General features: G+C 68.0%; 13 protein-coding genes. 4 read left to right on the top strand and 9 right to left on the bottom strand.

Annotated elements, in window-relative coordinates; genetic code table 11:
- The first annotated feature begins 1 nt into the window (after position 1).
- Complete coding sequence (locus tag DV707_RS08590; protein ID WP_103992151.1) at positions 2-787, top strand: CBS pair associated ParBc domain-containing protein; 786 nt, start codon at positions 2-4, stop codon at positions 785-787.
- 91 nt (positions 788-878) lie between these two features.
- On the opposite strand, the gene DV707_RS08585 is transcribed toward DV707_RS08590, so the two are convergent.
- Complete coding sequence (locus tag DV707_RS08585) at positions 879-1124, bottom strand: DUF7543 family protein (RefSeq protein ID WP_103992150.1); 246 nt, start codon at positions 1122-1124, stop codon at positions 879-881.
- A gap of 171 nt (positions 1125-1295) precedes the next feature.
- Between DV707_RS08585 and DV707_RS08580 the strand changes: the two genes are divergently transcribed.
- The gene (locus DV707_RS08580; protein WP_103992149.1) at positions 1296-1907 is read left to right on the top strand and encodes a plastocyanin/azurin family copper-binding protein; all 612 of its coding nucleotides are present in this window, start codon (positions 1296-1298) and stop codon (positions 1905-1907) included.
- Positions 1908-1947: 40 nt separating this feature from the next.
- On the opposite strand, the gene DV707_RS18600 is transcribed toward DV707_RS08580, so the two are convergent.
- The 4 genes from DV707_RS18600 to DV707_RS08565 form a co-directional block, all read right to left on the bottom strand.
- Positions 1948-2124: a hypothetical protein gene (locus DV707_RS18600; RefSeq protein ID WP_170216824.1), complete on the bottom strand. Its 177-nt coding sequence runs from the start codon at positions 2122-2124 to the stop codon at positions 1948-1950.
- A 134-nt stretch (positions 2125-2258) separates the two neighbouring features.
- On the bottom strand, positions 2259-3398 hold the full coding sequence (locus tag DV707_RS08575) for a phosphotransacetylase family protein (RefSeq protein WP_103992148.1): 1140 nt from the start codon (positions 3396-3398) through the stop codon (positions 2259-2261).
- Between the two features lie 6 nt (positions 3399-3404).
- Positions 3405-5498 carry an acetate--CoA ligase family protein gene (locus DV707_RS08570; RefSeq protein ID WP_103992147.1) on the bottom strand — a complete coding sequence of 698 codons (2094 nt, stop codon included), beginning with the start codon at positions 5496-5498 and terminating at the stop codon, positions 3405-3407.
- 190 nt (positions 5499-5688) lie between these two features.
- A complete protein-coding gene (locus DV707_RS08565) occupies positions 5689-6153 on the bottom strand; it encodes a YbaK/EbsC family protein (protein WP_103992302.1) in 465 nt (154 codons plus the stop codon).
- A gap of 301 nt (positions 6154-6454) precedes the next feature.
- Here DV707_RS08565 and DV707_RS08560 point away from each other — a divergent pair, with 301 nt between their 5' ends.
- The gene (locus tag DV707_RS08560) at positions 6455-7300 is read left to right on the top strand and encodes a ZIP family metal transporter (protein WP_103992146.1); all 846 of its coding nucleotides are present in this window, start codon (positions 6455-6457) and stop codon (positions 7298-7300) included.
- Between the two features lie 40 nt (positions 7301-7340).
- Here DV707_RS08560 and DV707_RS08555 read toward each other — a convergent pair whose 3' ends face one another.
- The 4 genes from DV707_RS08555 to DV707_RS08540 form a co-directional block, all read right to left on the bottom strand.
- Positions 7341-7625, bottom strand: coding sequence for a DUF7545 family protein (locus DV707_RS08555; protein WP_103992145.1), 285 nt, complete (start codon positions 7623-7625; stop codon positions 7341-7343).
- Between the two features lie 118 nt (positions 7626-7743).
- Complete coding sequence (locus tag DV707_RS08550; protein ID WP_103992144.1) at positions 7744-9351, bottom strand: BCCT family transporter; 1608 nt, start codon at positions 9349-9351, stop codon at positions 7744-7746.
- Between the two features lie 97 nt (positions 9352-9448).
- Positions 9449-10873, bottom strand: coding sequence for an MATE family efflux transporter (locus DV707_RS08545; protein WP_103992143.1), 1425 nt, complete (start codon positions 10871-10873; stop codon positions 9449-9451).
- A gap of 214 nt (positions 10874-11087) precedes the next feature.
- On the bottom strand, positions 11088-12158 hold the full coding sequence (locus DV707_RS08540; RefSeq protein ID WP_103992142.1) for an NAD(P)/FAD-dependent oxidoreductase: 1071 nt from the start codon (positions 12156-12158) through the stop codon (positions 11088-11090).
- Positions 12159-12311: 153 nt separating this feature from the next.
- Between DV707_RS08540 and DV707_RS08535 the strand changes: the two genes are divergently transcribed.
- Entirely contained in the window at positions 12312-12599 is a 288-nt protein-coding gene (locus DV707_RS08535) for a DUF357 domain-containing protein (protein WP_103992301.1), read from the top strand.
- Positions 12600-12630 lie beyond the last annotated feature (31 nt).

Genomic DNA, 12630 nt, shown 5'->3' with positions numbered 1-12630 from the left:
AATGAGTGGGCGACCGAAAGTCAAGGAGTACATGACGCGCGAGGTGCAAACCGTCGCGCCGACGGACACCGTCGCAGACGTCGCGCGGCGGATCAAAGAGAGCGAGGGCCACAACGGATTCCCGGTCGCGCAGAGTCGGAAAGTCGAGGGGTTCGTCACGGCCAGCGACCTCCTCTTGGTCGACGACGAGGCGCCGATCTTCACCGTGATGACCGAGGACATCATCGTCGCCCACCCCGAGATGGACGTGATCGACGCCGCGCGCGTGATCCTCCGCTCGGGGATCCAGAAGCTCCCGGTCGTCGACGACGCCGACAACCTCGTCGGGATCATCTCGAACACGGACGTCGTCCGCTCACAGATCGAGCGCGCGACGCCGGAAAAGGTGGGGAAACTGATGCGGACGCTCGAACAGATCCACGGCATCTCGCTACGTCAGGAGCCGAGAGTGGTCGAACTCGACGACCTCACTCCGACGCAGGGGCGCGTGTACGCTGACGAACTCGAAGGGCGGCAGTACGAACTCGAACGCGGACTCGCCGAACCGCTCGTCGTGATCGACAACGGCGGCGATCTGCTGCTGGCCGACGGCCACCACCGCGTGATGGCCGCCCACCAGCTCGGAATCGAGGAGATGGACGCCTCCGTGATCGTCCTGGACGAACCGGTGGAGTTGGGGATGCAGCGGACGGCCGAGAAGGAGGGGCTCTCCTCGCTCGAAGACATCGAGATCGCCGACTACGGCCGGCATCCCCTCATCGAGACGACGCACCGGCTTCAGGAGTGACGGTCGACGGCGTCCGCTGTCGGAGGCACTGCGACGGCCGATGCCGGGATCCGACGGCGACGCCCGACATCGGAACACGGCGGCGACTAGGTCACGTGGACGACTGCTCTTCGGCCGCCCCGTGCTCGTCCTTCCAGGCTTCGACCAACCGCTCGGCCGACTCGACGTCGTCGACGCGTTCGCGCCGGTAGCCGCTGCCCTCCGGTGCCTGATACAGTCGGTCGAGTCTGACGACCCACCCGCCGTCGGCCCGGCGTCGCCGTCGGATCGTCACGTACCCGTCCGCGCGCGTCCACTCGACGAGGTCCTCCTCGCTGCGGTTCCGCGTCCACTCCATACCGATCGGTCGCGCGTCTCCGGCCTGTATCTTCCGACTGCGCCGGGTTCGTGACGCGACCGCGTCCGCGTCCGCGTGAGATCGGAGAAATCTCTCGAACGTGACTCAGTTAGCCGCATCAAATCGAGAAAATCTCCGACTTACTAATTCGTGACACCGCGTCCCTATCCTATGGCCCAGACCTCGAAGCGGCTCTCGCGACGCGGACTCCTTCAGGCCGCGGTCGGCGTCGGTGCGGCCGGAGGTGCGACCGCAACGGCGACCGCGCAGGAGGGAACGACCCACAGCATCGACATGACCGACGACCTGGTCTTCGATCCGGACTCGATAACGATCGCCCCCGGCGACACCGTCGTCTGGGAGACCGTCGGAACCGTCGGCCACTCGGTCACCGCCTACGAAGACGAGATCCCCGACGAGGCCGCGTACTTCGCGTCGGGGGGGTTCGACAACGAGGCGGACGCGCGCGGCGCCTACTCGGCCGGCGATCCCGACAGCGGCGACGTCCCCGAGGGGGAAACCTACCAGCACACCTTCGAGGTCGAAGGGACGTACGAGTACTTCTGTATCCCTCACGAGAGCGTGGGGATGCTCGGGAGCGTCGACGTCACGCCGGGCGGCGCGGAGACGGAGGCGGGCGGACCGGCGGTCCCGACCGTCCCCGACGCCGCGAAGACTCTGCTCGTGGCGGTGACGGGTGCGTTCGTCGCCGTCGTCGCGCTCGCGTACTTCTTTTTGAAATACGGGGGCGACTACGAGATGATGGACGAAGAAGAGCGATGATCGAGGGGATCCGCCCCAGCGGGCCGGTTCACGACCGTCGCTAATCGGCGATACCGCTCTCGACCGCGTCGACGGCTTCCAGACTGGCGAGCGGACCGGTGCGCGCCTCGCAGTCGGGACACTCGGGATAGCCCAGATCGTCGTACTGGACGTCCTTCGCCGGGAATTCGGACCCGCACGCCGCGCACTCGAAGTATGTCGGCCAGTCGAAGTCCATACACCCACACGGGAGGGCGTAGTAATAATTAATCGCCGATTACGGCCCGGAAGGAGGGCATTTATGTCGGCACTCACCGGTCAGAAACCCCGCGTCGGTCCGACGACGGATCCGTCACCCGCCGACGGTGACTCTCACTCCGCGTCGGGGTCGTCGTCCGCGTCGGGACCGGCGTCCGTATCGGTCACGTCCTCATCCGCTGCGGCCGCCTCCGCGCCGAGCATCGCGTCGACGTCCGCGTGATCGTGGAGCAGTTCGCGCATCCGCGCGATGGTCTCCTCGTCGCGGGCCCGGCCGGTGTTGACGACGCCCTCCGCGCGGTCGACGACCGAGAGCGTGTCGCCGGTGACCGAGAGTACGGGCACGCCGCGCTGTTCGGCCTTGCCGAGTACCGCCGACGTCGGACGGTGACCGCCGGTCAGGATGATGGCGTTGACGCCTGGGGCTTCGAGCGCGGCCGCGATGATCTCAGAGCGGTCCCCACCGGTGATGACCGCGGCGTTCTTCGTCCGGCGGAAGTACCGCAGCGCCGCGTCGCCGCCCATCGCCCCGACGAGGAACCGTTCGACGTAGGCGTCGTCGTCGCCGCCGGTGAGGACGTTCGCGCCCAGCTCCTCGGCGAGGTCGTCGACGCGGACGCCCGCGAGTTCTCGCTCGCGCGGGACGACGCCGAGGACGGATATCCCCCGGCTTTCGAGGAACGGGACCGCCTCCTGTTCGAGGTCGTCGAAGGCGGCGTCGGTCACGCCGTTGAACAGCACGCCCGCGAGCCGGTCGCCGAAGGCCTCGGCGGCGGCGACGACGTCGTCGAGGTCGCTCGACTGTTCGTAGTCCGCCACGAGCAGGACCTCCGCGTCGAGTCGGTCGGCGACGTCGACGTCGGTGAGTTCGACGATTCCGCCGACCGTCCAGGAGCCGCCGCCCTCGATCAGCATCAGGTCCGTGTCGGCGGCGAGTTCCCCGAAGCGCTCCTCGACGATCCCGCCGAGTTCGTCGGGGTCCTCCTGGCCGCGGATCGCGCCGTCGACGAACGTCGGCGAGTAGACGATCGGCTCCATCTGGTGCATTTCACTCTCCAGGCCCAGGAGTTCGCGCGCGAGCATCGGGTCCTCGTCGAGCGTCTTGCCGACGTTCGACTGGAGCCGCGTCCCCTTGGGCTTCATGTAGCCCACCGTGAGACCGCGCTCCTGAGCGAGGCCGCCGAGCGCGAGCGTGACTGCCGTTTTGCCGGTGCTTTCCGCGATCGAAGTGACGAGTAGGGTGTGCGTGTTCATTGGTCTCTAGAGTTCGTCGGGGTCGACGGTGAGTCGCACGTCGACGGCTTCGACGCCGTCCGGCGTGGCGACGAGCGGGTTGATGTCCAGTTCGAGGATGGCCGGGAAGTCGGTCACGAGCTGTGAGAGGCGCTGGATCGTCTCGACGACGCCCTCGACGTCGGCGGGGTCGCGGCCGCGAGCGCCCCGGAGGAGCGGCGCGGCGTCGATCTCGCGGGTCATCGCCTCGGCCTCGGGCTCGGAGACGGGCGCGACGCGGAACGTCGTGTCTTCGAGCGTCTCGACGAAGATGCCGCCGAGACCGAAGAGCAGGAGCGGGCCGAACTGCGGGTCGCGGTTCATCCCGACGATGGTCTCGACGCCGCTGTCGAGGTCGACCATCTCCTGCACCTGCACGCCGATGATCGTCGCGTCCGGCTGGTAGTTGCGGGCGCGGGAGACGAGGTCCTCGTAGGCGTCGTAGACCTCCTCGTTCGGGACGCCGACCTTGACGCCCCCGATGTCGGACTTGTGCAGGATGTCGGGGCTGACGATCTTCATCACGACGTCGCCGTCGATCCGCTCTGCGACCTCCAGCGCGTCGGCCGGCGCGTCGACGATGTCGCCGTCGGGCGTCGGGATCCCGTAGGCGTCGAGCAGGCCCATCGCCTCGACGCCGAGGCGCGTGTCGGTCCGTCCCTCGACCGAGGAGAGGATCTCCCGGGCCCGCTCGCGGTCGACGTCGAAGGTCGTCGGCTCGCGGTACTCGCGCTCGCTGATGTCGCGGAACCGCGAGAGGGCGTCGAGGCCCGCGACCGCCCGCGCGGGATCGAAGTAGTTCGGGATGCCCGCCTCCGAGAGCGTCTCCGCGGCGGGCTTGACCCGCGCGCCGCCCATGAAGCAGGCGGCGACCGGCTTGTCGTGTTTCGCCTGCATCGCCACCGTGTCCTCGGCCAACTCGCCGTAGTCGAGCACCGCGGTGGGACAGGCCAGCACCATCGCGCTGCCGACGTTCTCGTCGGCGAGGGCGACGTCGAGGGCGTCGCGGAACCGCTCGTTGTCCGCGTCGCCGACGACGTCGACCGGGTTGTAGATGTTCCCCTCCGCGGGCAGCGTCTCGGAGAAGGCCTCGAGCGTCTCGTCGGCGAACGAGGCCATCGAGAGCCGCGAGTCGCCGATGGAGTCGGTGCTCATCACGCCCGGGCCGCCCGCGTTCGTGATGACCGCGACGCCGTCGGTCTCGGGGAGGGGTTGGCTCTCCAGGACGCGCGCGGCGTCGAACAGTTCCTGAACCGACTCCGCGCGGATGACGCCCGCCTGTTCGAGGCCCGCCTCGTAGGCCTGATCCGAGCCGGCGATGGTGCCCGTGTGACTGGAGGCCGCCTGCGCGCCGGCGTCGGTGCGGCCGGACTTGACGAGGACGATCGGCGTCTCCTGGGTGACCTCCCTGGCGGTCTGGATGAACGCCTGCCCGTCGTCGATGCCCTCCAGGTAGCCGATCACGACGTCCGTCTCCTCGTCGTCACCCCACTCGCGGACGAAGTCGGACTCGTCGAGGACGGCCTTGTTCCCGAGCGAGACGATGTCTTTGAAGCCGATGCCCTGGTCGTTCGCCCAGTCCAGTACGGCCGTGATGAACGCGCCCGACTGACTCATGAACGACATCCGCCCCGAGGTGGCGTTCTCGGGGCCGAACGAGGCGTTCATCCCGACGGGAGTCGACATGATGCCCAGGCTGTTCGGGCCGACGAGGTCGATGTCGTACGCCTCTGCGACCTCCGTCAGCTCCTGCTCCCGAGTGGCACCCTCGGTGCCCGTCTCGCCGAACCCGGCGGTGATGACCACCACGTTCGTGATCCCGGCCTCGCCGGCCTCGCGGACGACGTCGACGGCGACCGTCGGGGGGACGACCACCACCGCGAGGTCGGCCTCCGAGTCGGCGACGCTGTCGAGCGCCGGCAGTCCGAAGACCTCCTCTCGTCCCGGGTTCACGGGGACGACCTCGCCCACGAACGCGTCGAGGAGGTTCTCCATAATCGCTCTGCCGACCGACCCCTCGCGGTCCGTAGCGCCCACGACGGCGATGCGTTCGGGCGCGAACAACGGAGATAGCTCTCCCATCGTTCGGACCTACTCCGCGCGGATTCTTAAATTCGAGTATTCGGTACTCGATTCCGAGTACGTCGTCCGACCGCTTTCGGCCGGGCCGACGTCGACGCCGACGCCGTCGCGAACGACCGGTGAACCGCGCTCGCTCACGTCCGATGGACCGCAGCCACCCGCTCGCATCCGCTTGATCGTGGTTTCTCGCTCACACGCCGATTGGCGTCGCGCCCGCGATCCGCCGCAGTTCGACCGGATCGATCGGGAACACGGCGGTCGGCGTTCCGGCGGCGGCCCACACCCGCTCGTGGTCGAGGAGCGACTCGTCGATGTACACGGGGACGTCGGTCTCGTGGCACAGGGGAGGGACGCCGCCGATACTCCACCCGACGACCTCGCTGATCCGCTCGGGATCAGCCATCGCCACGTCTTCGGCGCCGAGGCGCTCGGCCAGCAGCGATTCGTCCACCCGGTTCGCACCGCTGGTCACGACGACCACGAGGTCGCCGTCGGCGTCGAAGACGAGGCTGCTGGCGATCTGTCCGACCTCGCAACCGACCGCCTCCGCGGCGTCGGCCGCCGTCTTCGTCCCCTCCGGGAACTCCTCGACGGCGAGGTCGAGGTCGTAGCGCTCCCGCACCCGACTCGTGAACTCCGCGGCTCTCCGGTGCATAGGAACGGCTGCGAGCGCGACCCCGAAGAACGCTTCGCCGGCGCCGTCGTGGACGGGCGCGGCCCTGTCGACGAGTTCGACGTCGACGACGCCCGCGACGGTGAGAACGGCCGAGATGGGTCGGTCGCGGGCGGTGCGTCGCCGTCCTCGTCGCTCGCGAGTGTGCCGCCGAAGAAATATCTGAAAAGATATGATTCCTCTCCTTTTCACGGTCTACCGGCGCGCAGGTAGCCGTGTTTTTAGGCCAGCCAAATTTTAAGATATATGAAATATTTATGGTCGCACGCGGCCTAGACGCGGTATGGTCGAGCTCTGGTCTCTCGGGTTCGTCTTCGTCGCGGGCTTCATCACCGCGCTGGCGACCGGCCTGGGTGCAGTCCCCTTCTTTTTCGTCTCGGACGTGAGCGACCGCTGGAACGTCGCGCTGTGGGGGATCGCCTCGGGCATCATGCTCTCGGCGTCGGTGTTCGGCCTGGTGCTGGAAGCGCTCGGCGAGTACGTGCAGGTGTCGCTGAGCGGGGTCGCGGTCGAGCCGATCCCTCGGCTGGATCTGCTCCTGCTGGGGATCGGCCTCCTCGCGGGCGTGGTCCTCGTGTTCGTCGCTCACGACCTCATTGAGGGCGCGGACGTCGACCCCCACCAGTACGCCGAGGCGGACTTCAAGAAACTGGTGTTGATCCTGGGCGTCCTGACGGTCCACTCGTTCCCCGAGGGCGTCGCCGTCGGCGTCTCGTTCGCCGACCTGGGCATCGAGGGCGGCACCCAGCTCTTCGGGTTCGTCGTGCCCGTCCTGGCGATCTTCATGACGGTCGCCATCTCGATCCACAACGTCCCCGAGGGCGTCGCCATCTCGATCCCGCTGCGGTCGATGGGCGTCGCGAACTGGAAACTCGTCTGGTGGTCGGTGTTCTCGAGCCTCCCGCAACCCATCGGCGCCGTGATCGCGTTCTACTTCGTCCGCGTCGCCCGGGAGTTCCTCCCGGCGGGGTTCGGCTTCGCCGCCGGCGCGATGATCTACCTGGTGCTCACGGAGTTCATCCCGGAGGCCCGAGAGATCGGTCGGGGGCTCCCCGGCAACGGTCGTCGGGAGCTACTCGGCGGCATCGCCGCCGGCGTGTTCGCGATGGTCCCGCTCGCGTTCCTCTGACCGATCGAGACGGGAAATCAGGAAGACAGAGGGGAACCGCTCAGTGGCTGTGGCCCATCGCTTCCGAGAGCGAGACGCCGAAGCGCTCCTCGAAGAGCTCCTCCATCTTCTCGTTGAGCGCTTCCAGGTCCGCCGGCGTCTCGCCCTGCCCGTGGTGGACGACGCCGTGGGCCTGCTGGGCGAACGACTGGACGAGGAGATCGCCGACGACAGACGTCGGCGACTCGCCCTGTTCGGTGAAGACGTCCGCGAGGCCCTCCGGCAGTTCGATCTCCTCGACGTCTCCGTTCGGCGCTTCGATCGTGTAGGTCTCGGTTTCGACCATACCGTCTCTGCGGCGTCTCGACTTAAGGGTCTGTGGGAACCGGGCGGAGACGTGGGGCGCGACTCCCGAAACCCGGGTCACCGCCGAGGGGGGACCGCAGTCCGCCTCGTGATCGGTATCAGTCGTCGTCGGTGGTCGGCGAGGACACCCTCGCCGAGTCGTTCGACGCCGCGACGGTCTCGTCCGGGTCAGCGGAGAGCAGCGGCGAGACCGACTGGTACTCCCAGATCATCCCCGCGATGGCGACGACCGAGATGAGCGCGAAGGGGAACCCGGTGATGATGGCCGAGGAACGGAGCGCGTCGATGCCGCCGCCGACGATGAGAAGCGACGCGAGGCCGCCCATCAGTCCGCCCCAGATGATCCGGTTGATCGTCGAGGGGTGCTGCTTGCCGCCGGTGGTGAGCATCCCGAGCGCCAGCGTCGAGGAGTCCGCCGACGTGACGAAGAACGTCACGACCAGGAGCATGAACACCGCCGCCAGCGCGTCGCCGAAGGGGAGCGCCCCGAACAGGGGGAACCCCGAGACGGAGACGCCGTACTGGTCGACCATCTGGAGCATCGGCGCGATGTCGTTGCGCTCGAAGAAGATGGCGCTGCCGCCCATCGTGAGGAACCACGGGATCGTCGACGCCGTGGCGCCGATGAGCGCCGTCGCGACGACCTGCCGGATCGTCCGGCCCTTCGAGATGCGGGCGACGAACAGCCCGCCGAAGGGCGCCCACGAGAACACCCACGCCCAGTAGAACACCGTCCAGTTGCCGACCCACTCGCCGGTGCCGGCCGCGTTGGTGTAGAGGCTCATCGTGAGGAACTCCCCGAAGTAGCCGCCGACGGCCTGGAGGCCGGTGTTCATGATGTAGTTCGTCGGCCCCAGGAGGAACGTCGCGACCGCCAGCGCGGCGAAGACGGCCATGTTGAACAGCGACACGCGCGCGATTCCCCGCTTCACGCCGAGCGTCACCGAGACGGTGAAGGCGACCGTCAGGCCGGTGATCACGAGCACCGTTCCGGCGTCGCCGAGCGAGACGCCGGCGGTGTACTCCAGGCCGGTGAGGAACTGCCTGCCGACGAAGCCCAGCGTCGTCGCGATGCCGCCGATGGTCGCGAACACCGCGAGCACGTCGATGGTCTTCGCCCAGAACCCGTCGAGGTTGTCGACGCCGACGAACGGCGCGATGAGCGTCGAGACGCGCATCGGCGCGTCCTTCCGGAACGCGTAGTAGGCGATCGGCAGCGCGACGATCAGGTACGGGACCCAGTAGGAGATGCCCCAGTGAAAGAGCGTGTACTGGATCGCGCCGACGGCCGCCGCGGGCGTCCCGGCCTCCGCGCCGATCAGCGGCGGGACGCTCTCGTAGTGCGCCAGCGCCTCCGCCGGCCCCCAGAAGACGATGCCGGCAGCGATACCCGCCGAGAACATCATCGAGAAGAACGACAGCAGGCTGAACTCCGGATCGTCGTCGGGCTTCCCGAGTTTGATGTCGCCCCAGCGACCGAACATCAGCCAGAGGCTGAACGTCACCATCAGGAACATCGTCCCGACGTAGACCCACATGAATTCGGTCCAGAGGTACTCGTTTATCTGTCCCATCCTGGCCGCCGACGCCTCCGGGTTCAGGAAGAAGACCAGTATTGCGATCAGCGATACCGAGAACCCGACGCCGAACACCACGGAGTCGAGTTCGTCCACGAACTGTCTCAGACTCGCACGCACCGAGTGCATACAGTTCCGTCTCCAAGTGATACGTTGTCAAACCTGAGACTACATAGATAACCCGTTGAAGTGCACCGGTTCGCGCGAGTCGCTCCCACGGTCGCGATCAGTCGCCGACCGTCGGGCGGTACTCCCGGCTGATCGCCTTCCAGCGGTTCGATCGGAACCGCCAGAGGTTCACCACCATCGGGACGGCCGTCTCCGCGAGGAGCGCGAGCAGGAGGCCGGTGATCCCGAGCACCGGAACGACGGTTCCGAGCCACGCGACGGGGACGGCCACGAGATACAGCCCCGCGAGCGCCGAGAGGAACGGAATCCGCGTGTCGCCCGCACCCCGCAACGCGCCCGTGATCGAGCCGTCGATCCCCATCGCGACGACGCTTATCGCGGCGACGCGGACGAACCGCGCCGAGAGCGCCCGGTTCTCGGCCTCGGTCACGAAGACGCCGGCGATGGGGTCGGCGAAGACGACCACGAGGGCGGCGGCGAGCACGTACACCACCGCCGAGAGCCGGACGATGCCCCAGCCGTAGGCTTCGGCCTCGCCTTCCTCGCCCGCGCCGAGCTCCTGTCCCACGAGCGTCGACGCCGCGATGGAGAACCCCCAGGAGAAACTCGCGAGCAGCGCGCGGACCTGGCGACCGATCCCGATGGCCGCGACGGCCACCGGCCCGAACGTCGCCGCGATGGCGAGCAGGGGGAAGACGACCAGCCCCTGCGCGGCCCGTCGGGCCACGAGCGGGGTCGAAACGCGGGCGATCTGTCGGAGCAGTTCCGCGTCGAATATCGGCCGCGTGAGCGTGAGCGGGACCGGACTCGCCCCGCGCCCCCGGAGGTAGTTCCGGCCGGTCATCCCCCACGAGAACGCGACAGTCACGAGCGCCGTCGCGAGCGCGGTCCCGAGCGCCGCGCCCGCGACTCCCATATCGAGTCCGAGGACGAACGTCGCCGAGAGCGCGATGTTGGCGACGGCGCCGCCCGCGCGGGCTGCCATCGGCGTGACCGTGTCGCCGACGCCGGCGTACGTCCGGCTGGCGATCAGGTTCAGGAACTCGAAGACGAGGCCGGGGGCGACGACCGCGAGGTACGTCGCGCCGTAGCCGATGCTCGTCGGGTCGTCGCCGACGAGGCCGACCAGCGGCTCGGCCGCGATTCCGAAGAACGCGACGATCGGGAGCCCGAGCAGGATCGAGAGGACGACGCTCAGTCGGACGACCGACGCCGCGCGCTCGTCGTCGCCGCCGCCGTAGTTCTGTGAGACGAGCGAGACGGTCCCGCCCGCGAGGCCGATCGCGAGGAACTTCGCGACCATCCAAAAGGCGTTCGCGAGCGTCAGCCCGGCCACGGCGGTCGGGCCGATAACGAGTCCGACGAGCGCCAGGTCCACGGTCCGCTTCGACATGATGGCGAACCCGGTGACGACCCGCGGCCAGGCCAGGTCGACGGTCGCCTCCAGTCGGCGCTCGTCGATGATACCCACGCTGGCCAGCGCTCGGGCGATTTTCGACCCGGTTCGTCGGAGCCGAGACACGGTAAGGCGAAGTCGCCGACGCGGCTAAGGCGTTCCGTTCGCGGACGGGCTGTCGGCCTCGGTGCAAGCCGTCGTTGTCGCAAGCATCGCCGCGCGGAGCGCGGCGTTCACCGCGAGCGAAGCGAGCGGGTTTTTCCCTCTAGGTTTTTGCACGGTAGGTTCCCGCAGCGAACGCAGTGAGCGAGGAAACCCACCGCGACAAAAAGGTAGATGTTCAGTCGTCGTCGCTCTCGACGGCCGCGACCTCTCCGGCCTCGGCGGCCGCCTCGCCGCGTTCGAGTTCTTCGAGGTAGTCGTCGGCGTCGAGGGCGGCCTTCACGCCCATCCCGCCGGCGGTGGCGGCCTGCTGGTAGTGGTAGTCGACGACGTCGCCCGCGCCGAAGATGCCGGGCACGTCCGTCGCGGTCTGCCCGCCGCCCTCGCCGCCCTTCGCCTTCAGGTAGCCGTCGTCGTCGAGTTCGACGCCCGTCCCTTCGAGGTAGCCGGTGTTCGGCGTGTGGCCGATGGCGTAGAACACCGCGCCGACGTCGAAGTCGAACTCCTCGGTGTCGGGGTCGTCGAGTTTCTCGGTCGGGTGGCCCTCCGGGTGCTCGACGAGGGTGACGTGGTCGACGCCCTCCTCGCGGCTCCCGTGGAGCTCCGTGACCTCGGTGTTGCGCATAATCTCGATCTCGCCCTCCTCGACCTTCTCCATCACGCGGTCGATCCAGTAGTCCTCCGCGCGGAACTCCTCGCGGCGGTGGACGATGTAGACCGTCGACGCGAACTTGGTGAGGAAGTTCGCCTCCTCCATCGCGGCGTCGCCGCCGCCGACGACTATGATCTTCTCGTCGCGGAAGAACGCGCCGTCGCAGGTGGCACACGTCGAGAGACCGTAGCCCATCAGGTCGTCCTCGCCCGGGATTCCGAGCGTGCGGGCGGAGGCCCCCGAGGCCGCGATGATCGCGTCGGCCGTGTAGACGTCGCCGTTCTTGAGACGCACGGTGAACGGGCGCTCGTCGGAATCGACGGATTCGATGATGCCGTTCTCGATTTCGGCCCCGAAGCGCTGGGCCTGCTCCTTCATATTCTGGACCAGTTCGGGCCCGGAGATGCCCTCGGGGAAGCCCGGGTAGTTGTCGACTTCGGTCGTCAGCGTGAGCTGCCCGCCCGGTTCGTCGCCCTCGAAGACGAGCGGCTCGTTGTTCGAACGTCCGGCGTAGATCGCCGCGGAGAGCCCGGCGATGCCGGAGCCCGCGACGATGAGCGGTCGGTGTTCGACGACGTCGTCGGCGTCTGCTGTCATATCTTCTCCTATGTCGGACCCGCCCTTTTAGATTCCGCTGTCGTGCGCGCCGCCCGTCAGACTGTATTGTGCATAACGATCAATACTGTTTCGCAGTCGACGCCCCGCTCTCGGTCGGTGGTCTTCTTACCGCCGGGGCGACGAGTCGAGGACATGCCAGCGGATCTGATCGAAAAGACCGACCGCTACGAGGGGATGTTCGCCGACGCGCTCGCGGAGGCCGAAATCGCCGTCCCGACGTCGACGCCGCTCGGCGAGGCCGCCGCGGACATCAGAGAGATGGCGCTGTCGTACCTGGAGGACGGCCGGCACTTCCGCGAGAACGACGACCCCGTCAACGCGCTGGCGGCGTTCTCCTACGGCTACGGATGGCTCGACGCCGGCGTACGGATGGGACTGTTCGAGATTCCCGACGAGACGCACCTGTTCACGACGGAGTAGCGGCCCTTGGGAGCCGCCGGTGGGTGAGCGG

The organism is Halobellus limi (assembly GCF_004799685.1).
Classification (GTDB): Archaea; Halobacteriota; Halobacteria; order Halobacteriales; family Haloferacaceae; genus Haloquadratum; species Haloquadratum limi.
The sequence above is the reverse complement of the archived record's forward strand: the minus strand, read 5'-3'. Positions and strand labels throughout refer to the sequence as shown.